This window comes from Mesorhizobium sp. L2C066B000 (assembly GCF_000502335.1).
Lineage (GTDB): Bacteria > Pseudomonadota > Alphaproteobacteria > Rhizobiales > Rhizobiaceae > Mesorhizobium.
This window is the reverse complement of sequence record NZ_AYWZ01000001.1, coordinates 602,850-623,133: the sequence shown is the minus strand read 5'-3', so window position 1 is coordinate 623,133 and position 20,284 is coordinate 602,850. Positions and strand designations below refer to the sequence as shown.

Genomic DNA, 20,284 nt, shown 5'->3' with positions numbered 1-20,284 from the left:
CGGACAACAAACCCATCCATGCTGAATCAGACCAAACCGGATCCTGTTCGCTCGCCGCTGCTGGAAGCGGCCAAGCCGCGAGGTATCCGCCATGGCTATTTCACCCGTATCGGCGGCGTCTCCGGCGGCATCTATCAGGGACTTAACATCGGCACCGGGTCGGATGACGATCAGATGCTGGTCGCCGAGAACCGCCGCCGCGTCGCTGCCTGGATGGGTGTGCCGGCCAGCCATCTCCTGACCGCGCATCAGGTCCACTCGCCCGATGTCGTTATTGCCAGGGAACCCTTTCCCGGCCCGCGGCCCAAGGCCGACGCCATCGTCACCGACCGGCCGGGCATCGCCATCGGCGCCTCGACGGCCGATTGCGGCCCCGTGCTGTTCGCCGATGCGCAAGCGCGCATCATTGGCGCTGCACACGCCGGCTGGAAGGGCGCTTTCACCGGTGTGCTTGAAAACACCATTGCCGCGATGGAAAGCCTCGGCGCCCGCCGTGAGCGCATCATTGCGGTTCTCGGTCCTTCGATCGGCCCCGACAATTACGAGGTCGGGCCGGAATTCGTCGCCCGTTTCGTCGAAGCCGATGCCGAAAACATCGGCTATTTCGCGCCTTCGGCCAATCCGGCGCATGCAATGTTCGATCTCAACCTCTATACGGTCGACCGGCTGAAGAAGGCTGGCGTGACCGCGCAGGGGCTTGGCCGCTGCACCTATGCCGAGGAGGATCTCTTCTTTTCCTACCGGCGCGCGACGCATCGCAAGGAACCGGACTACGGTCGGCAGGTTTCGGCAATTGTTTTGGAGAACGGATAATGGCGCTGCATTTCGAACGGTCGGAATTTGACGCCCGGCGTGACCGGTTGATGATCGAGATGACGGAAAAGAAGCTCGATGCCGTACTGCTTTTCGCCCAGGAGAGCATGTACTGGCTAACCGGCTACGACACGTTCGGCTTCTGTTTCTTCCAGTGCCTGGTTGTGAAGGCTGACGGCTCGATGGTGCTGCTCACCCGCTCGGCCGATTTGCGCCAGGCGCGCCACACATCGATCATCGACAACATCGTGCTGTGGACCGACCGCGACGGCGCCAACCCGGCGGTCGACCTGCGCAACCTGCTCAACGACCTCAATCTCCTCGGCGCCCGCATCGGCGTCGAATACGACACCCATGGCCTGACCGCCTTCAATGGCCGCCGCGTCGACGAGCAGCTGCAGACCTTCGGCCAGATCGCCGACGCCTCCGGTATTGTCGGCCGTCTGCGCCTGTTCAAGAGCCCGGCTGAAATCGCCAAGGCCGAAAAGGCCGCCAACCTTTCCGACGACGCGCTCGACGCGGCCCTGCCGCTGATCAAGCAGGGCGGCGACGAAGCGCTGATCCTTGCCGCCATGCAGGGCGCGGTGTTTGCCGGCGGCGGCGACTATCCGGCCAATGAATTCATCATCGGCTCGGGCATCGACGCGCTGCTCTGCCGCTACAAGGCCGGGCGCCGCAAGCTGACCAAGAACGATCAGCTGACGCTCGAATGGGCCGGCGTGTTCCATCACTATCACGCGCCGATGATGCGCACCGTGCTGACCGGCAAGGCGTCGAAGCGCCATCAGGAGCTGTTCGACGCCGCCCGCGCGGCTCTTCTGGCGGTCGAGAAGGCGATGACGCCCGGCAACACCTTCGGCGACGTCTTCGACGCGCATGCCCGCACGCTGGAGGCGCACAGCCTGACCAAGCATCGGTTGAACGCCTGCGGCTATTCCGTCGGCGCCCGCTTCACCCCGTCCTGGATGGATATGCCGATGTTCTACCAGGGCAATCCCGAGCCGATCGCGCCCAACATGACATTGTTCGCGCACATGATCATCATGGACTCCGAAACCGAGACGGCGATGACGCTTGGCCGCACCTACCTGACCACCGAATCCCAGCCGAAGCCGCTTTCACGCCATGATCTCGACTTGATCGTACAGTGAATCCATAATGGTTGGTCCACGCGGGGGCGTTCGCGACTAAGGAGTTTTCGGGCAGATGAGACGATCGCATGTGACGACCGTGTCATTGCTCGCAGCGCTTGTGCTGGCCGCTTGCACCAATGCCAAGGACGTCCTTGAGCCGTCCGCCATCACGCCGCCGGCAGCCTCGGCCCAACCGGCTCAGCCCTTGGCTGCCCCGGGCATCGCGCCCGCCGCCACACCAGCGCCGGCCGTCGGCGCCACGACACCCGCCAACCCCGCGCAGAGCGCCGCCGCTTGGTCGAAGACCCGGCTGCAGATCGCACCGATCGTCGGCGCCTCCGTGGAAGCGGCAACGCCGCTGACGGCCGAACTGCAGACACGCGCCAAGCAGCGCGGCATCACCCTTGCCGGCAGCGCCGACCAGGCCGCCACCCATGTGCTGAAGGGCTACTTCTCGACGATGACGGAAGGCAAGGATACCACCGTTATCTATGTCTGGGACGTCTATGACCCCGCTGGCAACCGGCTACACCGCATCAATGGCCAGCAGAAGGCGCCCTCGGTCAATGCCGCCGAAGGCTGGCCCGCGGTTGCACCCGCTACCATGCAGGCGATCGCCGACCAGACGATCGACCAGTTCGCGGCCTGGCTCGGCGGCAGCGCCGGCTGATCCGCCTGTTACCGGCTTCCGTTCACTGTTGACGTTTTTGAGATTAGCCGGCGGATTCCCGTCAACGAGGCTTGCAATACCGGCACGGCTCGCTACAAGCCCGATTAAGAGGACCTCCCCATCCTTCGCCAGGAACGGTGCATGAAGCTTTTCGCGGGCAATTCCAACCGGGTGCTGGCCGAAGCGGTCGCCCGCTATCTCAATGTCCCGCTGGGCAAGGCCAGCGTCAGACGCTTCGCCGATCAGGAAATCTTCGTCGAAATCCAGGAAAACGTGCGCGGCGAGGATGTCTTCATCCTGCAGTCGACCTCGTTCCCGACCAACGATCATCTGATGGAACTGCTCATCATGATCGATGCCTTCATGCGCTCCTCGGCCAAGCGCATCACCGCGGTCATCCCCTATTTCGGTTACGCCAGGCAGGATCGCCGGGCCTCGGGCCGCACACCGATCTCGGCCAAGCTGGTCGCCAACATGATCACCCGCGCTGGCGTCGACCGCGTTTTGACGCTCGACCTCCATGCCGGCCAGATCCAGGGTTTTTTCGACATTCCGACCGACAATCTGTTCTCGGTGCCGGTGATGGCCCGCGACGTGAAGGCAAAATACAAACAGCTTGCCAATGTCGTCGTCGTCTCGCCCGATATTGGCGGCGTGGTGCGCGCCCGCGCGCTCGCCAAACGCTTCGACGCACAACTGGCCATCGTCGACAAGCGCCGCGAACGTCCCGGTGAATCCGAAGTGATGAACATCATCGGCGCGGTCGCCGGCAAGGATTGCCTGCTGATCGACGACATCGTCGATTCCGGCGGCACGCTGTGCAACGCCGCCGATGCGCTGCTCGCCAACGGCGCTACCAGCGTCACCGCCTATATCACCCACGGCGTGCTGTCGGGCGGTGCGGTCGCCCGGATCAGCGGCTCGAAGCTGCAGGAACTGGTGATCACCGATTCCATCCAGCCGACGCAAGGCGTGCTCGACGCCCCGAATATCCGCGTCATCTCCATCGCCGACCTGATGGGCGAGGCGATTTCGCGCACAGCGACCGAAGAGTCCGTGTCGAGCCTGTTCGATTAATCCATGTTGCCCAAAAGCGTGCCCACGGGCCTGGCTCGGGGGTAATCTCCTTTTTGGAATCTGCCCCAAACCGTCGTGAAAGGAGCCAGCTGATGCGCAATCGAATCAAGGCTGCAGGCATCGCAGGAATGCTTCTCGCAATCGGCATCGCCAGCGCGGCCTATGCGCCGACAATCGCTCCGGTTTCGACCGCGCAGGCGCAAACGGAATATCTTCCCACCGAAAAGGATTTCATCGGCAAATGGAGCATCGCAGGGTCCGCAATCCGGCCACCGCGTGATCTGAAAGAGCCGGCGAAGCCCGACCAGGAAGCGTCTGCGACCGAATTTCAGCAGACTGTGACCGCCTTTTATGGCGCCTTCGACTATCTGGAGATCACGGCGGACGGCCGCTACAATTTTCACCAACCGGGTGACCCGGCATCGGGGCCTTGCGTCTGGTGCGGGACATGGTCGTTCAAGAACGATTCCCTGTGGCTCGAACTGGACACGGCGCCCAGGCTCGACATCTACGCCGAGGGCGGCGACATGCAGATGACCTACACGGCCGAGCCTGAAGAGACGTCACGATACAAATGGCTTGTTTTCAGCTGGACCAAGGCTGATTGAACTGAGGGGTGAGGCGTTCTCGCGCACGCCAACCGAAGCATCGGTGTCAAGCCCGATCTCCTGAGGCGGGCAGTCAGTCCATGGTTGCATTGTGCGAGGAGTTCACCATGGCCATACTGCCCCTCCAATCAACGGAGGAGTAGCAGATGCGGCGTAGGACTTTGCTCGGGCTCGCGGTTTCCATCGCAGCCACCCTTTCAGCACCAGCGGCCTGGGCCGCCGATTTTCCGGACCGGACCATCACCATGGTTGTCCCCTTTTCCGCCGGTGGCTCGACGGATCTGGTCGCGCGCCTGGTCGCCAACAAGATGTCCGAAAAGCTGGGCCAGCAGATTGTCGTCGAAAATGTCGGCGGCGCCGGGGGCAGCATCGGCGCTGCCCAGGTCGCCCGAGCCGAACCGGACGGCTACACGATCCTGATGGGCACGGTCGCAACCCACGCGCTCAACCCGCTGATCCTGAAGACAAAGCCCTACGACGCGGAGAAGGATTTTGCGCCGATATCGTTGCTCGTGCTGGTGCCAAACGTCCTGGTCGTAAACCCTGAATTCCCCGCCAAGGACGTCAAGGAACTGATCGAGATGCTGAAGAAGGACCCGGACAAATATGCCTACGCCTCATCAGGCAATGGCACCCCGCTGCATCTCTCCGGCGAGCTTTTCAAGACGATGGCCGGCGTCAGTATGCAGCACATTCCCTACAAGGGCGCCGGACCGGCCTTGAACGACGTTATCGGCAATCAGGTGCCGATGATGTTCGACAACCTCCCCTCTTCATCGGGCCATATCAAGAGCGGGACGCTGAGAGCGCTTGGCGTCACCACCAAGGAGCGCGTTCCCTCCTTCCCCGACATACCGGCCATTGCCGAAACCATTCCCGGCTATGAAACCTACAGCTGGAACGCTCTGTTCGCGCCCGCAGGCACGCCGCCGGAGGTCGTCGCCGTTCTTCAGAAGGCGGCAGTTGAAGCCCTGAAAGACCCTGATGTGATCGCCCGCATGGCCCAGTTCAGCGCCTCGATCGTGGCCTCCACCCCGGAAGAGCTTGGAGTGCATGTGAAGGCCGAACTCGCCAAATGGGAACCGATCGTCAAGGCCAGCGGCGTTCAGCTGGACTAGGGCCTACGGCAAAGTACTGCGGGCTTTTCCTGGCGCTACGGCGCCGGGGCCTCAAGTCGAGGCTGAGCCCGCCGAATGCCTTCGTCGCGGGCGCCGCGCATATAGCCGCGCGGCGAGGCGCCGAGCATGCGCTTGAACATGGTTATGAATGCCGGCACGCTGTCATAACCGAGGTCGAGCGCCACCCTGGTGATCGGCTCGCCATCGGCGAGCCTGGGCAGGGCCGCAAACAGGCAGGCCTGCTGGCGCCAAGTCGACAAGGACAGTCCGGTCTGGCGCTGGAAGGCGCGGGTGAACGAACGGCGGCTCATGCCTGCGGCATCCGCCCACTCGTCGATCGTGGCGTGCGGCGAAGGTGCCGCGACAAAGCGTCGGCAGAGCGCCGCCAGCTTCGGGTCGGACGGGAACGGCAGCCCGAGCGGCCGTTCCGGCAAGGTCGGGATCTCGTGCAGCAACAGGTTCATGATCAGCCCGCCGCGGCCTTCCAGTTCGCCGCCTTGCGGCAGCTTTTCCGATTCGACGATCAGGCTGTGCATCAGCTCGGTGATGCCGACGACGCGCAAACCTTCCGGCAGGCCGGGGATAGCGCCCGGCATGACATAGACCGAGCGCATCGAGACATCGCCCAGCATTTCGACAGAATGCTCGGTGCCGGCCGGTATCCACATTGCGTGGTCGGGCGGCACCATCCAGCGCCCGTACCTGGTCGTCACCAGCACGACACCGACCAGCGCATGCAGCAGCTGGCTGCGGCTGTGGCGGTGTTGCGGCACGAGGTAACCGTCGGGATATTCGGTCGGCAAAGCCACCGCCGGCCCGGAAACCTCCTCCAGCCACTGCCAGCGGCTTTCGTGCAATCGGCCGAGATCGGCATTGCCGGCGCGGAAGATGTCCCTGCCATGTGGCATCGGCTATGGCCCACTTGCGAAACTATTGGACCAAACCACGAAAGAAGTCGCCTCGCAAGCGGCTTATAAGGCAGCCATCCCCAAGGCGCTCCGCAGGGGCGTCGCCCAAGCGCTTCAGACGAGCGTCCTTAAGGCGGTCTGCGGGAGCGGCCGCCAAGCCTGCCCGCGGGCAAACACCCGCCAAAAAGACCTCGGAGCCTGCCTTGACCGATACGACAGCCACCAGCATTGCACCGCAGCCAAGCGCCAGCCTCCCTTCAGCCCAGGCGACCGCCTTCACCGTCATTCTGGCGGTGAGCTTTTGCCACGGCATCAACGACATCATGCAATCGCTGCTGCCGGCGATCTATCCGCTGCTGAAAGAGAATTACGGTCTCGATTTCTGGCAGATCGGTCTTCTGACCTTCACCTTCCAGGTCACGGCGTCGCTGCTGCAGCCGGTCATCGGCATGATCACCGACAAGCGGCCAATGCCCTATTCGCTGCCCTACGGCATGGCGTCCTCGCTGATTGGCCTGATCGTTCTGGCCTATGCCGGCCACTATGCGCTGCTTCTGGTCGGCGCCTCGCTGATCGGCATCGGCTCGGCGATCTTCCATCCGGAATCCTCGCGCATTGCCCGCTTTGCCTCCGGCGGCCGCTTTGGCCTGGCGCAATCTTTGTTCCAGGTCGGCGGCAATTTCGGCCAGTCGATGGGGCCGCTGCTCGCTGCCTTCATCGTTGTGCCCTTCGGCCAGACCAGCATTTCATGGTTCGCTGTCGGGTCTCTGATCGGCATCATCGTTTTGTCGCGGGTCGGCGGCTGGTACAGCCGGATGCGCGCCGCGCAGGGCAATCGCAAGGCGGCAAACTTCGTCTCCCCCTTCCCGCGCAAGAAAGTGATGGGTGCGCTCATCGTCCTGACGTTGCTGGTGCTGACCAAGAATGCCTACATCGCCTCGCTCTCCAGCTACTACACCTTCTATTCCATCCATAAGTTCGGCGTGTCGGTGCAGATGAGCCAGGTCATGCTGTTCCTGTTCCTCGGCGCCTCGGCGCTGGGCATCCTGCTCGGCGGACCGTTCGGCGACCGCTACGGCCAGAAGGCGATGATCTGGTTCTCGATCGTCGGCGTGCTGCCGTTCACGCTGGCGCTGCCCTACGCCAATTTCGAATGGACGATGGTGCTGACGGTGCTGATCGGCCTGATCCTGTCCTCGGCCTTCTCCAACATCGTCGTGTTTGCGCAGGAGTTGGTGCCGGGACGTGTCGGCACCATCGCCGGGATCTTCTTCGGCTTCGCCTTCGGCATGGGCGGCATTGCAGCCGCCGTGCTCGGCGTCGTCGCCGACATGAAGGGCATCGATTTCGTCTTCCAGATCTGCTCGTATCTGCCGCTGCTCGGCCTGCTGACGGTGTTCCTGCCCAACATGAAGGAAGCCAGGAAGGCGCAAGCGGCGGCCAGATAAAACCGGTCGATTTTGCGGATTTGACGCAGGGCGCGGCATTGCTGCGCCCTCTGTGATTCTTTCACCATGCGCTGGTTGAAAAGCCTGCTAGAGATAGTCATCAACGAAGGCTTGGGGCCTTCGACGTCTCTGGGGGATGACATGCGCAAGATCGTATTGGCCGTATTGGGTGTGCTTCTTGTTACCTTGCCGGCGACGGCACGCATCGTTCCCTTTCCGCCGGGTTTCAAGACGCAGTCCGTCGAAACCAACGGCACCAAACTCTATGTGCGCGTTGGCGGCAAGGGTCCCGCCGTCGTGCTGCTGCACGGCTTTGCCGATACCGGAGACATGTGGGGCGCCGCGGCCATCGCCCTCGCAAAGGACCACACCGTCATCGTGCCGGACCTGCGCGGCATGGGTCTGTCGGCCCACCCGGAAGCGGGCTACGCCAAGAAGAACCAGGCCGTCGACATCGCCGGCGTGTTGGATGCCCTGAAGATCGACAAGGCAGATCTCGTCACCCACGACATCGGCAACATGGTCGGCTATGCGCTCGCCGCTCAGTATCCCAAGCGCATCACCAAATGGGTTATCATCGACGCGCCGCTGCCCGGCATAGGCGACTGGGAAAAGATCAAGCAAAGCCCGCTGCTTTGGCACTTCAACTTCCGCGGCCCTGATATGGAGCGGCTGGTCGCGGGGCGCGAGCGCATCTATCTCGACCGCTTCTACAACGAGTTGTCGGCTGACCCCAAGAAGATCGACGAGGCGACGCGCAGGCACTACGCCAAACTCTATGCCCGCCCGCATGCGATGCATGACGCCTTCGAGCAGTTCAAGGCGTTTGACCAGGACGCGATCGACAACCAGGCGATGCTCGCCGCCGGCGGCAAACTGACCATGCCGGTACTGGCTGTCGGCGGTGAAAAATCCGCTGGCACTACGCAGGCCGATCTCCTGCGGCTTGTTGCGACCGATGTCACGGGCGGCATCGTGCCCGCTTCCGGACACTGGATCATGGAGGAAAACCCCGACGACACCGTCAAACTGATCACTGGTTTTCTCGATAAATAGGCACTGTCCCGCTGACATTTCGACGAAAGCAAATGCACCCGCCCGGCGGCGGGTGCCTTGCCTATCCAACTGGACGATGTCTATTCAACTGAACGATTCTAGGCCTTGAAGAACGCCAGCAGGTCGACATTGATGACATCGGCATGGGTCGTCGCCATGCCGTGCGGGAAGCCCTTGTAGACCTTGAGCTCGCCCTTTTTGAGCAGCTTGACAGCCAGCAGCGCGGAGTCGGCGATCGGAACGATCTGGTCGTCGTCGCCATGCATCACCAGCACCGGCACGTCGATGGCCTTCAGATCGTCGGTGAAGTCGGTTTCCGAGAACGCCTTGATGCAATCGTAATGCGCCTTGGTGCCGCCCATCATGCCCTGGCGCCACCAATTCTCGACGACAGCCTGCGACACCTGGGCGCCGGGGCGGTTGAAGCCGTAGAACGGGCCGGCCGCAATATCGTGGAAAAACTGGGCGCGGTTGGCTGCCTGGGCGGAGCGGAAACCATCGAACACCTCGATCGGCAGGCCACCCGGATTGGCCGCCGTCTTCAGCATGATCGGCGGCACCGCGCCGAGCAGTGCGGCCTTGGCGACACGGCCACCGGAACCGTACTTCGCGACATAGCGGGCCACTTCGCCGCCACCGGTGGAATGGCCGACATGGATCGCGTCCTTGAGGTCGAGATGCGCCGCAAGCTCCGCGACATCAGCGGCGTAGGTGTCCATCTCGTTGCCGGTATCGGTCTGGGTGGAGCGGCCATGGCCGCGCCGGTCATGGGCAATGACGCGATAGCCCTTGGACAGGAAGAACAGCATCTGGGCGTCCCAGTCGTCGCTGCTCAGCGGCCAGCCGTGATGGAAGACGATGGGTTGTCCCGTTCCCCAATCCTTGTAGAAAATTTCGGTGCCGTCCTTGGTGGTGATCGTGCTGCTGCCGGGCTTGGTCATCTCGCTCTCCATTGATTGCTTCCGCGATAATCAATATCGCGATAACCATACGACTAGCGCAGGTCCAAATCCTTGTCTACAGAAAATATGTATCGCGATATCATTTTTCGTGGTACATATTGATGTGCTCAGTCGGCAAAGGAATGCCTCGTGCCTCTCCCGTTGGACAACCAGCTCTGCTTCACGCTTTACGCCACCAGCATGGCAATCAATCGCACCTACAAGCCCATGCTGGACGAGATGGGCATCACCTATCCGCAATATCTCGTGCTGAACGCACTTGCCGAAGCCGGCGGGATGTCGGTCGGCTCGATTGCGCACAGGCTCGCTTTGGAATCGAGCACCATCACGCCGCTGGTGAAGCGCATGGAACAGGCCGGTCTCGTCACCCGCCAGCGCAGCCAGACGGACGAGCGCCAAGTGCAGGTCGACCTGACGCCTGCCGGCCGCGCGCTGCTCGTCCAGTGCAACTGCCTCAACGAAACCCTGATCGAACGCTCGGGCATGACGATGGCTGATCTCGATGCCTTGAATCGGCGGATCCAGGCGCTGCGCGAAGCGTTGAGCAGCAAGCCGGACTAGCTGCCCTACAAACACGCCAGGCTTAATCCTTGCCGGCCAGCCAGCGCACGACGTTGCCCATCAGCTTGCCGTAGAGCGGCCAGCCGAGAAAGTCCTGCGACAGCCAGTGCGGGCCGATATCCGTCGCCCAGGCGACAGTGCGGCCGTGGCCAACGCTGCGAGCAGCAAGCAGCGGCCAGTCCGTGCCGCGATACTGGCAGGTCGCCAGAAGCTGGGACGAGCCGTCGCGCCTGAAATCGAGTTTGTTCATGCCGAGGATCGGCGGCAACGGACCCGCGACACCGGCAAGGATCGGATGCGACGCCTGAAGGATCGACGGCTGCAGGCCTTGCGGCACTTCCAGCCCGTCCGAGAATGGCAGGCAGCGCACGGGCAGCACGTCCTCGACCGGGGTGTCGTGGAAACGCGCCGTGCCGAACAGGCCTTGGAACCCCATATAGCCGCCGGCCAGCATCAGCCCGCCGCCGCCTTCGACATAGGCCTTGAGGACGTCGAGGCGGTTGACGCCGATGCGCCCGGCGCGGGCCTCCGGCGTGACCAGCAAGGTCAGCGCGCCGACATCGGAGATCACCACCGCCTGGTATTCGGCCAGCGCGTCGAGGTCATACGGAAATTCGGCCGCACAGCGATCGCCACCGATCTGCGTCACCGCTATGCGCTCTGCGGCAAGGGCGGCATTGAAGGCCGTCGCGCCATTCACCCATGTCGCACTTGTCAGAACGTCGCCGCCGGCAGCGACCGACGTCGTCGCCGCGAAGGTCTCGCCTGCCAGCAAGAGTTTCATCGTCGCCCTCACGCTTTTCGACTGACAATTGAACGAGCGGGCGCCGGCTTGAACCGGCGCCCGCCGGGCCTTGGGAGGCTTAGAACTTAAACTCGGCCAGGTTTTCCGGCGTCACGATCTTGGCCGGGCCAAGGATCAGTTCGCCGCTGGCGCCGATCGTGTACTCGCCGAGCCTGCCTGCCGTGAACTTCTCACCTTCCTTGCCGGTGATCTTGCACTGCGCCAGCGCCTGGGCCGCCTGATAGGTCAGGTAGCCGAGATCGGTGACATTCCACCAGATATCCTGGGCAGCGCCATCCTTGATGTATTTCGAAATCAAAGTGGCCGGCGCAAGGCCGGTCAGCTTGACCTTGCCGATCATGCCGGCTTCCTCGAGTGCGCGCGCGGCCGCCGGAAGGCCTATGCCTGCCGGCACGATGATCACCTTGAGATCCGGAAACGCCTGCACCAGCGCCAAGGCCTGCTGCTGGTTGACCTGCTCGCTCTCTTCGCCATAGGCGACCTGCACCAGTTTCATCTTGGCGTATTTCGGCTCTGCCGCCATCTTCGCCTTCATGAAGTCGATCCAGGCGTTCTGGTTGGTCGCCGTCGGCGTCGACGACAGGATGGCGAACTCGCCTTCGCCGCCGCTGAGGTTGAATGCGCTTTCCAGCATCATTTCGGCCAGACTGTCGCCCTTCACCTGGTTCACGAACACCGCGCGCGCATCGGCCGCGACGTCGGAATCGTACGAGATCACCCGGACGCCTTGCTGAACGGCGCGCTTCAGCGCAGGCGCAACGGCATTGGCGTCGTTGCCGGCGATAGCGATGACGCCGACCTTCTGCGACACAAGGCTGTTGATGAATTCGATCTGTGCCTCGGCCGTCGCCTGCGACGGGGCGACCTGGGTGGCGGTGCCGCCAATTTCCTTCGCAGCCTCCTCGGCGCCGCCGAAAGCCACCTTGAAGTAGGGATCGGTGTCGAGCTTGGGCAGGAAGCCGACGATCACCGGTTCCTTGGCGCATTCCTGGCTGTAGGCCAGCGAGGCCGGCGCAAGCAGAACCGCGGATGCGAGCAGGGCTATTCTAAACGCTTTCATTGTGTCTCCTCCGTCAGAATTCGGGCTTGAAGAAAGGGGCCCGAGATCACCCCTTGGTTTCGCGCAGGACGCGCGATCTTGACAGCCGCTCCTCCAGGGAGCGCCAGTAATTGCCGACCAGCAGCGAGCCGATCAGAAGCAGGCCGATGATCATGCCTTGAGCGTCGCCGCCGATCTGGTTGAGCGCCAGCACATTTCGGATGATGGCGATCAACAGCAGCGCCAGCATGACCCCCGTGAGCCGCCCCTTACCACCGAAGACGCTGACGCCGCCGAGCAGCACGATGGTGATGACATCGAGCTCCATGCCGAGCGCATTGTTGGCGCGGGCATTGGAAAGGCGCGCGGTATAGACGATGCCGGCGATGGCTGCGACCATGCCCGAAACGACGAACAGCTTCAGCACCATTTTGCGCGTATCGATGCCGGAATAACGCGCCACTTCGGGGCTGCCGCCGAGCGCATAGATGCGCTTGCCGGTCGGCGTCTTCTGCAGCACCACCGCGAAGATCGGCGCCAGCAGCAGGAACGGCACGATGGTCCACGGGATTTGTGTGCCCGGCAGATTGCTGATGCCGAAATCGACAACCGCCGGCGGCAATATGTTGACCGAACCGGTGCCGAGCAGGATGTAGCCAATGCCCCGATACAGCGCCATGGTGCCGAGCGTCACCACCAGCGACTGCAGCCCCAGCCCTGAAACCAGATAGCCATTGAAGGCGCCGAGCAGGCCGCCGAAGACCAGCGTCAGCGGAATGGCCGCCAGCGTCGGCACGCCGCCCTGGACGAGCAGGCCAAACACCACGGATGTCAGCGCCAGCACAGAGGCGATCGACAGATCGATCTCGCGGGTGATGATGAGCAGCGTCATCGGCAGGATCAGCAACGCCTTTTCCGAGGCGCTCGCCGCCAGTTGAGAAAGGTTAAAGCCGGAAACGAAATTCGGCACGAAGACCGCCGCATAGATAAAGACGGCGAGGCAGGCGGTCGCCAGCAGCAGATCCCAGAAGTCGATCGAGCGGATAAACTTTCTCATCTCGCCCTCGCCTGTCTTGCCTGTTCGGCACGCCGCACGATGAAGGTGTCGATGCCGATGGCAACCAGGATCACCAGGCCATAGACGCCCTGCAACCAGAGCGGGTCGACACGCACCAGCGTCAGCCCGTTCTTGATGACCAAGAGCGTGAGCGCGCCGAGAATGATGCCGAGCAGCGTGCCCGAACCGCCACGGATGGCGACGCCGCCGACCACGGCGGAGGCGATCACGGTGAGCTCGAAGCCGAGCGCGACGCGGGCATCGATGGTGGCATAGCGCGATGCCCACAGCGCCCCGCACAGGCCGCCGAGCAGGCCGGCCATGCCGAAGGCCAGCAGGATGCGCCGGTCGACCGCGATGCCGATCAGCCGTGCGCCGTCGGGATTGGAGCCGGTGGCAAACAGCTCGCGCCCGGTTGCGGTGCGATAGAGCAGCACATAGCCGGCGCACAGGATGACAATAGCGATGATGACGATCAGCGGCACGCCTGCGATCTTCAGCCCGGTCATGTCGAGCCAGGCTTGCGTGACTTCGTCGGCGCTGACCTGGTCGCCCGCGGCCCAGATCGAGTTGAAACCGCGGAAGATCGACATCGAAGCCAGCGTAACGACGATGGCCGGGATCTTTCCCCTGGTAACGACAAGGCCGTTGAGCAGTCCGGCAAAGCCGCCGACCGCGCAGGCGGTGATCAGGCCGATGCCGATGTCCAATCCGGGATAGGCCTGAACCATGCTGGCCGCCATATAGGCGGAGAGGCCGATCACAGCTGCGATCGACAGGTCGATGTTGCGGGTGATCAGCACCAGCATCTGCGCCAGTGCAGCGACAATCAGCAAGGCCGCGTCCATCGACACAGCGGTGAGGTTCGCCGCGCTCACCATGCGCGGGTTGATGATGGTGACCGGAATGGCGACGGCGAGCATCGCCGCAAGCAGGCCGAATTCCCGCCGCTTCAGAAAATCGAACGGTCCTTTTGCCTTTTCCTCCTCGGCGGCGCGTTCTATCTGCGCTGGCTGGCCGGCACGTTCATCGGTCCTGGTCGCCGCTTCCAGTACCTTTTCCTGCGTGGCTTGTCCGCGCGAAAACTCAGCAGTCTGGCGGCCTTCGCGCAGCACGATAATGCGGTCGCACATGCCGATCAGCTCGGGCATCTCTGACGAGATCAGCAGGATCGCCATGCCTTGCGCGGCAAGGTCAGCGATCATTGCATGCACTTCCGCCTTGGTACCGACATCGATGCCTTGCGTCGGCTCGTCGAGGATGAGCACGCGCGGCTCGGTGCGCAGCCATTTGGCCAGCACCACCTTCTGCTGGTTGCCGCCGGATAACTCTTTCACCGGCTGCCCATAACCGGAAAAGCGCAGCTTCATGCGCTTCAGCCAGTCCGCCACCAGACCGATGGCGCGGTCGGTGCCGTAGAGACCGCGTTGTGCGGCCTTGTCGAGAACAGGTAGCACCGCATTGTCGAGGATGGAGAAATCCATCACTAGGCTCTGGCCCATGCGATCTTCCGACACATAGGCGATGCGCGCATCCATGGCGTCGCGCGCCGAGGCGAACTGCACGGGCTTGCCGTCGATCAGGATTTCGCCGGCGTCGGGCCGGTCGATACCGAACAGCACGCGCGCAATCTCGGTGCGTCCGCTGCCGACCAGGCCGCCAAGCCCCAGCACCTCGCCGGCGTGAAGCTTGAGGTCGATACCGGCAAACCCGCCGGCGCGCGAAAGTCCCTTCGCCTCCAGCACCAGCGCGCCTGAGGCATGGCGCCGTTCGGGATAGAGGTCGGTGACTTCACGCCCGACCATCATGCTGATGGCGGCAGCGCGGCCAAGCTCGGCTTTCGGCTTGACGCCGATCAGGCGCCCGTCGCGCAGCACGGCGATACGGTCGGCGATGCGGAAGATTTCATCCATGCGGTGGCCGACGAACATCATCGCCACGCCATGCAGCCTGAGATCGGCAACGACGGAAAACAGCCGCTCGACCTCGCGCTGTGACAGCGCCGCCGTGGGCTCGTCCATGATCAGCACGCGGGCATCCAGCGACAGCGCGCGGGCGATCTCGACCAGTTGTTGTTCAGAGGTACGCAGTGTTCCCAGCCGCGTTGCCGCCGGCACGTCGAGCCCGACGGAAGCCAGCACCTTGCGGGCGCCGGCCAGCATGGCGGCATTGTCGATGCCGCCAAAGCGGTCGCGCGGCATGTGGCCGAGATAGATGTTCTCCGCCACCGACAGATCGGGAAACAGGCCAGGATGCTGGTGCATGACCGCAATGCCGGCCGCCTGCGCGTCATGCGGCGAATGGAAGACGGCTGATTTGCCGTCAACCTCGACATGACCGCTGGTGGGAGAATGCACACCGGCCAGAAGCTTCACGCAGGTGCTCTTGCCGGCGCCGTTTTCGCCAAGCAGCGCCAGCACCTCGCCGGAGCGCAATTCGAAGGAGGCGTCCTTGAGCGCAATGGTGCCGCCGAAAGCCTTCGTCGCCTGAACCAGGGCAACAGGAACAGCCCGCACCACCGCAGCGTCGGCTTCGCTTTGTGTGCCCGAGTGCAGCACGTCTCCTCCCTGACTAGTTATTTTTTCAATTTGCTATATTAAATAGCCCAAAGGCGCAACGGCAAAATTGACTTCCATGGTTCCGACGCGCACTGTCGCCGCCAACATAGGCACCGCAGGGTGCGCTCGGCCGCAGGTGGTTTGCGGGCTTCGCGCCGGGAACGGGACATTTGGGGAGTGTGCGGGTTTTGTCAGGGAAAGGCAGCAATTCTGTCAAAGTTCGGCACTATAATGAGCGTTTCGTGCTCGACGCCATCCGTCGCCTCAAGGAAGCCTCCAAGTCCGATCTGGCGCGCGCGGCAAGCCTGACGCCGGCGGCCGTCGCTGCCATCGTCGACGGCCTGGAATCTTCCGGATTCGTAAAGCAAGTGGGAAAAAGGTTCGGGCAGCGCGGTTCGCCCTCCACGCTGTACCGGCTGACGCCGGAGCGCATCTACAGCGTCGGCATCAAGATCGGCCGGCGTGCGCTTGAAGCCGTTCTGGTCGACTTCGCCGGTGAAATCCGCGCAAGAGAGTCGCACGAATACCGCTTCCCCGATCCTGATTTGGTGCTGAAGGCCGGCAACATGGCGCTGGCCACCTTCGAAAAGCTGGTGGATGGGCTTGGCGATGCCAGCATCGTCGGCGTCGGCATTGCCTCACCCTATTTCCTCGGCGGCTGGAGCGAGGAACTCGGCTTTCCCGACGATCTCGGCAGCCGCTGGGAGGCGATCGACCTGACGACATGCTTTGCCACGCCGGCGAAGACGCCGGTGTTCGTGGAAAACGACGCCACGTCGGCGGCGCTGGCCGAACTTGTCCAGGGCGCCGGCGCCCGCTTTCGCGATTTCATGCACATCTCGATCGACACTTTTGTCGGCGGCGGCCTGGTGCAAGGCGGCAGGGTCCATACCGGGCCGCATGGCAACAGCGCTGCCCTCGGACCCTTGCCGGTCTCGCCCTCAAGCCTCGATTCGGTGGCGGCGAAGCCTGCGCGCTACCAGAGCCTGCTGCATCGCGCCTCGATCTATGTGCTGGTCAATCACCTGAGGTCGCGCGGCGTGGTGATCAATCGTGTGCGGGAACTCGATCCGTTGCCAGCCGAAGCGCGCGTGCCGCTGTTCGAATGGATCGACGATTGTGCGAGCGCGCTGGTCGAGGCGATCATCGCCATCACCTCCATCATCGACATCGAGGCCATCGTTCTCGACTCGATCCTGCCCAGGCTGATCCATCTCGAACTGCTGGCAAGGGTGCAGACCCAGTTCAACCAGGCCAGCGCAATCGGCATCGTCGCGCCGGAGATCGTGTCGGGGCAATTCGGCCCTGAGGCCTCCTCGATCGGCGCTGCCATGCTGCCGTTCTCGGCGCTGCTGGCGCCCGACAGCGGCGTGCTGATGATCGGCAAGGACCGGACTAAACTGCTGAGCGCGCTGTCCACGCTGGGTGGCGCCAAGGGAAACGGATCAAATCCGCCCACCGACCTGCCGGCCTGAGCGCAATGCGGCGCGCCCAACGCAGGCATCGGCCGCCCTTGCCCGCCATGGCTTGCACGCCTGCCCGCCTTCCGCTATAGAGCCGCCACCCGCGTAGACACCCTTGGAGGCAACGCGGCGGAAGGCTGCCTTCCCTTGTGATCCCGAACAAAGCTCCGCGTATGCGGTTTCTGGCATTCGGACATCCAGGCCTGGCGGCTTTCGACGTTTACGGTCCAGGCACACTGCCACCGCAAACGCTCCATAAAACGCGAAAGGAAGTGCCATGAGCCACGATACTTACGAGCTCAAGGCCGAAGCGCGCGAACAGGTCGGTAAGGGGTCCGCCCGTGCAGTTCGCCGCAACGGTAAAGTGCCTGCAGTTATTTACGGCGACAGACAGCCTCCCCTGGCGATTGCGCTGAACTACAAGGACGTCTTCTACAAAATCCATGGCGGCGGGTTTTTGACCACGATCGCCACGATCGATGTCGACGGCAAGAAAATCCAGGTTCTGCCCAAGGATTTCCAGCTCGACCCGGTCAAGGATTTCCCGGTCCATGTCGACTTCCTGCGCATCGGCAAGGACACCGAGGTCAACGTCGACGTGCCCGTGCACTTCATCAATGAAGACAAGTCGCCCGGCATCAAACGCGGCGGCGTGCTCAACATCGTGCGTCACGAAGTCGAGTTCCACTGCCCGGCCAATGCGATCCCGGAATTCATCACCGTCGATCTCACCGGCGCCGACATTGGCGATTCGATCCACATCTCGGCGGTTACATTGCCGGCCGGCGTCAAGCCGGTGATCTCCGATCGCGACTTCACCATCGCGACCATTGCCGGCTCCTCGGCGATGAAGCCGGAGACGGAAGAGACGGCGGAAGCGGCAGCCCCCGAAGCGGCGGCTCCTGCTGCCGAAGAGAAGTAATTTTCGAGCCCGGAGCAGACGATGCTTGTTTTTGCAGGCCTCGGCAATCCGGGCGCGAAATACGCCGATAACCGGCACAATGTCGGCTTCATGGCGGCGGACGCAATTGCCCGCCGCCATTCGTTTTCGCCCTGGTCGAAGAAGTTCCAGGGCCTGATCGCCGAAGGCACGATTGCCGGCGAAAAGATTCTTCTGATCAAGCCGCAGACCTTCATGAACCTGTCGGGACAGCCGGTCGGCGAAGCCCTGCGCTTCTACAAGCTCGGCCCCGAGGCGCTGACCGTCTTCTACGACGAGATCGACCTGCCGGCCGGCAAATTGCGGGTCAAAGTCGGCGGCGGCGCCGGCGGCCACAACGGCATCCGCTCGCTCGACCAGCATGTCGGCAAGAATTTTCGACGCGTGCGCATCGGCGTCGGACACCCCGGCGTCCGGGAAATGGTGCAGTCCCATGTTCTCGGCGACTTCGCCAAGGCCGATCGCGAGTGGCTGGACGTGCTGCTCGACACCATCGCCGACGATGCCGGGCTGCTGGCCAAGGGCGACGACAGTTCCTTCATGAACCGCATTACTCTGGCCCTGCGTGACAAGCTGGTGCCGACCAGCGACGACGACCGGCCGCCGCCCAAGGCGCCGAAGGCTGAAGGTCCAAAGGCTCAAAGCCACATCCGCCAGGCACGGCCACAGCAGGCGCCGGCCAAGCTGCCGGAAAGCGGCCCTATGGCCGCCATGCTGAAGAAACTGTTCGGCAAGAAGGACTGAGCGTCGATAGGATCGGGACTGCGGGGCTTGACGTTGCTCACCCCTATCGCCCATAGCCCTCATCAAATTTCTAGTTTCCCGATAGGACCGGACAAAATGGGTTTCAAATGCGGCATCGTTGGCTTGCCCAACGTCGGCAAGTCGACGCTTTTCAACGCGTTGACCAGAACGGCGGCGGCGCAGGCCGCCAACTATCCTTTCTGCACCATCGAACCGAACACCGGCGAGGTGGCGGTGCCCGATCCGCGGCTGCAGAAGATCGCCGCGGTTGCCAAGTCAAAAGAGATCATCCCGACCCGCATCTCCTTCGTCGACATCGCCGGCCTGGTGCGTGGCGCCTCCAAGGGCGAAGGGCTGGGCAACCAGTTCCTCGCCAACATCCGCGAGGTCGACGCCATCGTGCATGTGCTGCGCTGTTTCGAAGATGACGACATCACCCATGTCGAGGGCAAGATCGACCCTGTCGCCGACGCCGATACGGTCGAGACCGAGCTGATGCTCGCCGACCTCGACAGCCTCGAGCGCCGCATCGTGCAGATCCGCAAGCGCGCCTCTACCAAGGACAAGGAAGCCACCACAGTCTTGCCGATGATGGAGGCGGCACTCGAGCTGCTGCAGGCCGGCAAACCGACCCGCATCCTGCTCAAGGGCATTTCAGCAGAGGACCTGCGCATCCTGCAGGGGTTGAACCTCTTGACCTCGCACCCCGTTCTCTATGTATGCAACGTCGCCGAAGCCGACGCCGCCACCGGCAACGAGCACACCAGGGCTGTGGAAAAGATGGCGGCCGCGCAGGGCGCCGGCACCGTGGTGATCTCAGCCGCGATCGAGGCCGAAGTCGCCCAGCTCTCCGACGAGGAAGAGATGGAGTTCCTGTCCTCGCTCGGCCTCGACGAACCTGGCCTCAACAAGGTCATCCGCGCCGGCTACGATCTGTTGCATCTCATTACCTATTTCACCGCCGGGCCGAAGGAGACGCGCGCCTGGACGATCCACAAGGGCGACAAGGCCCCGCAGGCGGCCGGCGTCATCCACACCGATTTCGAGCGCGGCTTCATCCGCGCCCAGACCATCGCCTATAACGACTACGTCACGCTGGGCGGCGAAGTGGCGGCCAAGGAAGCCGGCAAGGCGCGCGACGAAGGCAAGGAATATGTCGTCCAGGATGGCGATGTCCTGCTGTTCAAGTTCAACACCTGAGGCGCCGCGGCTGGCGCGCTGACGGCGACCGATCACGGCTTCGTCAAGTGGAGGAGCCGGCATGCCGCTTCGCTTGACTGCCCTTGGCACCGGGTCTATGGCCGTTTGCATGCGACTTGGCCGT

The 20,284-nt window shown here is 63.2% G+C and carries 19 protein-coding genes; 13 read left to right on the top strand and 6 right to left on the bottom strand.

The annotated features are described in order from the left end of the window. Positions 1-18: 18 nt before the first annotated feature. The 6 genes from pgeF to X733_RS162885 all read left to right on the top strand — a co-directional run bounded on the left by pgeF (position 19) and on the right by X733_RS162885 (position 5,419). A complete protein-coding gene (gene pgeF / locus X733_RS162860) occupies positions 19-813 on the top strand; it encodes a peptidoglycan editing factor PgeF (RefSeq protein ID WP_023695793.1) in 795 nt (264 codons plus the stop codon). Continuing rightward, on the top strand, positions 813-1,964 hold the full coding sequence (locus X733_RS162865) for a Xaa-Pro peptidase family protein (protein WP_023683716.1): 1,152 nt from the start codon (positions 813-815) through the stop codon (positions 1,962-1,964). Before pgeF ends, X733_RS162865 begins: the two co-directional genes overlap by 1 nt. Before the next feature lie 55 nt (positions 1,965-2,019). Continuing rightward, a complete protein-coding gene (locus X733_RS162870) occupies positions 2,020-2,616 on the top strand; it encodes a hypothetical protein (RefSeq protein WP_023817455.1) in 597 nt (198 codons plus the stop codon). 141 nt (positions 2,617-2,757) lie between these two features. Continuing rightward, complete coding sequence (locus tag X733_RS162875; protein WP_023686119.1) at positions 2,758-3,693, top strand: ribose-phosphate pyrophosphokinase; 936 nt, start codon at positions 2,758-2,760, stop codon at positions 3,691-3,693. Positions 3,694-3,785: 92 nt separating this feature from the next. Further along, positions 3,786-4,301: a hypothetical protein gene (locus X733_RS162880; RefSeq protein WP_023686120.1), complete on the top strand. Its 516-nt coding sequence runs from the start codon at positions 3,786-3,788 to the stop codon at positions 4,299-4,301. 146 nt (positions 4,302-4,447) lie between these two features. Then, complete coding sequence (locus X733_RS162885; protein ID WP_023683714.1) at positions 4,448-5,419, top strand: tripartite tricarboxylate transporter substrate binding protein; 972 nt, start codon at positions 4,448-4,450, stop codon at positions 5,417-5,419. Between the two features lie 35 nt (positions 5,420-5,454). On the opposite strand, the gene X733_RS162890 is transcribed toward X733_RS162885, so the two are convergent. Continuing rightward, positions 5,455-6,327, bottom strand: coding sequence for a helix-turn-helix transcriptional regulator (locus X733_RS162890; RefSeq protein WP_023670047.1), 873 nt, complete (start codon positions 6,325-6,327; stop codon positions 5,455-5,457). A gap of 203 nt (positions 6,328-6,530) precedes the next feature. Here X733_RS162890 and X733_RS162895 point away from each other — a divergent pair, with 203 nt between their 5' ends. Both X733_RS162895 and X733_RS162900 read left to right on the top strand, forming a co-directional pair. Further along, positions 6,531-7,775 carry an MFS transporter gene (locus X733_RS162895; RefSeq protein WP_023817452.1) on the top strand — a complete coding sequence of 415 codons (1,245 nt, stop codon included), beginning with the start codon at positions 6,531-6,533 and terminating at the stop codon, positions 7,773-7,775. A gap of 141 nt (positions 7,776-7,916) precedes the next feature. Beyond that, the gene (locus X733_RS162900) at positions 7,917-8,831 is read left to right on the top strand and encodes an alpha/beta hydrolase (RefSeq protein WP_023817450.1); all 915 of its coding nucleotides are present in this window, start codon (positions 7,917-7,919) and stop codon (positions 8,829-8,831) included. Between the two features lie 98 nt (positions 8,832-8,929). Here the strand turns inward: X733_RS162900 and X733_RS162905 are convergent, their stop codons facing one another. After that, the gene (locus tag X733_RS162905) at positions 8,930-9,772 is read right to left on the bottom strand and encodes an alpha/beta hydrolase (RefSeq protein ID WP_155924133.1); all 843 of its coding nucleotides are present in this window, start codon (positions 9,770-9,772) and stop codon (positions 8,930-8,932) included. Positions 9,773-9,922: 150 nt separating this feature from the next. Between X733_RS162905 and X733_RS162910 the strand changes: the two genes are divergently transcribed. After that, a complete protein-coding gene (locus X733_RS162910; RefSeq protein ID WP_023670043.1) occupies positions 9,923-10,354 on the top strand; it encodes a MarR family transcriptional regulator in 432 nt (143 codons plus the stop codon). 22 nt (positions 10,355-10,376) lie between these two features. On the opposite strand, the gene X733_RS162915 is transcribed toward X733_RS162910, so the two are convergent. From X733_RS162915 to X733_RS1000000167515, 4 genes are all read right to left on the bottom strand, one after another. After that, positions 10,377-11,138 (bottom strand): glutamine amidotransferase, encoded by a 762-nt coding sequence (locus X733_RS162915; RefSeq protein ID WP_023683709.1) that lies wholly within the window; start codon positions 11,136-11,138, stop codon positions 10,377-10,379. A gap of 79 nt (positions 11,139-11,217) precedes the next feature. Beyond that, the gene (locus X733_RS162920) at positions 11,218-12,219 is read right to left on the bottom strand and encodes a rhamnose ABC transporter substrate-binding protein (protein ID WP_031192988.1); all 1,002 of its coding nucleotides are present in this window, start codon (positions 12,217-12,219) and stop codon (positions 11,218-11,220) included. A 46-nt stretch (positions 12,220-12,265) separates the two neighbouring features. Next, on the bottom strand, positions 12,266-13,255 hold the full coding sequence (locus X733_RS162925; protein ID WP_023670040.1) for an ABC transporter permease: 990 nt from the start codon (positions 13,253-13,255) through the stop codon (positions 12,266-12,268). After that, positions 13,252-15,813, bottom strand: a complete 2,562-nt coding sequence (locus X733_RS1000000167515) for an ATP-binding cassette domain-containing protein (RefSeq protein ID WP_023817446.1) — start codon at positions 15,811-15,813, stop codon at positions 13,252-13,254. The genes X733_RS162925 and X733_RS1000000167515 overlap by 4 nt, the downstream gene beginning before the upstream one ends. Positions 15,814-16,055: 242 nt before the next feature. Between X733_RS1000000167515 and X733_RS162930 the strand changes: the two genes are divergently transcribed. From X733_RS162930 to ychF, 4 genes are all read left to right on the top strand, one after another. Continuing rightward, positions 16,056-17,288, top strand: a complete 1,233-nt coding sequence (locus tag X733_RS162930) for an ROK family transcriptional regulator (protein ID WP_245274371.1) — start codon at positions 16,056-16,058, stop codon at positions 17,286-17,288. 265 nt (positions 17,289-17,553) lie between these two features. Then, entirely contained in the window at positions 17,554-18,198 is a 645-nt protein-coding gene (locus tag X733_RS162935) for a 50S ribosomal protein L25/general stress protein Ctc (protein ID WP_023686131.1), read from the top strand. A 21-nt stretch (positions 18,199-18,219) separates the two neighbouring features. Continuing rightward, positions 18,220-18,960, top strand: coding sequence for an aminoacyl-tRNA hydrolase (gene pth / locus X733_RS162940; protein ID WP_023711142.1), 741 nt, complete (start codon positions 18,220-18,222; stop codon positions 18,958-18,960). Positions 18,961-19,056: 96 nt separating this feature from the next. Further along, positions 19,057-20,160 carry a redox-regulated ATPase YchF gene (gene ychF, locus X733_RS162945; RefSeq protein WP_023817441.1) on the top strand — a complete coding sequence of 368 codons (1,104 nt, stop codon included), beginning with the start codon at positions 19,057-19,059 and terminating at the stop codon, positions 20,158-20,160. Positions 20,161-20,284: the final 124 nt, after the last annotated feature.

Excerpts from the sequence above, each read along its gene's own strand:
- X733_RS162935 (WP_023686131.1), top strand. The coding sequence starts at position 17,554 with ATGAGCCACGATACTTACGAGCTCAAGGCCGAAGCGCGCGAACAGGTC.
- pth (WP_023711142.1), top strand. The coding sequence starts at position 18,220 with ATGCTTGTTTTTGCAGGCCTCGGCAATCCGGGCGCGAAATACGCCGAT.
- X733_RS162865 (WP_023683716.1), top strand. The coding sequence starts at position 813 with ATGGCGCTGCATTTCGAACGGTCGGAATTTGACGCCCGGCGTGACCGG.
- pgeF (WP_023695793.1), top strand. The coding sequence starts at position 19 with ATGCTGAATCAGACCAAACCGGATCCTGTTCGCTCGCCGCTGCTGGAA.
- X733_RS162900 (WP_023817450.1), top strand. The coding sequence starts at position 7,917 with ATGCGCAAGATCGTATTGGCCGTATTGGGTGTGCTTCTTGTTACCTTG.
- X733_RS162870 (WP_023817455.1), top strand. The coding sequence starts at position 2,020 with ATGAGACGATCGCATGTGACGACCGTGTCATTGCTCGCAGCGCTTGTG.
- X733_RS162880 (WP_023686120.1), top strand. The coding sequence starts at position 3,786 with ATGCGCAATCGAATCAAGGCTGCAGGCATCGCAGGAATGCTTCTCGCA.
- X733_RS162920 (WP_031192988.1), bottom strand. The coding sequence starts at position 12,219 with ATGAAAGCGTTTAGAATAGCCCTGCTCGCATCCGCGGTTCTGCTTGCG.
- X733_RS162905 (WP_155924133.1), bottom strand. The coding sequence starts at position 9,772 with ATGACCAAGCCCGGCAGCAGCACGATCACCACCAAGGACGGCACCGAA.
- X733_RS162890 (WP_023670047.1), bottom strand. The coding sequence starts at position 6,327 with ATGCCACATGGCAGGGACATCTTCCGCGCCGGCAATGCCGATCTCGGC.
- ychF (WP_023817441.1), top strand. The coding sequence starts at position 19,057 with ATGGGTTTCAAATGCGGCATCGTTGGCTTGCCCAACGTCGGCAAGTCG.
- X733_RS162885 (WP_023683714.1), top strand. The coding sequence starts at position 4,448 with ATGCGGCGTAGGACTTTGCTCGGGCTCGCGGTTTCCATCGCAGCCACC.
- X733_RS162925 (WP_023670040.1), bottom strand. The coding sequence starts at position 13,255 with ATGAGAAAGTTTATCCGCTCGATCGACTTCTGGGATCTGCTGCTGGCG.
- X733_RS162875 (WP_023686119.1), top strand. The coding sequence starts at position 2,758 with ATGAAGCTTTTCGCGGGCAATTCCAACCGGGTGCTGGCCGAAGCGGTC.
- X733_RS162915 (WP_023683709.1), bottom strand. The coding sequence starts at position 11,138 with ATGAAACTCTTGCTGGCAGGCGAGACCTTCGCGGCGACGACGTCGGTC.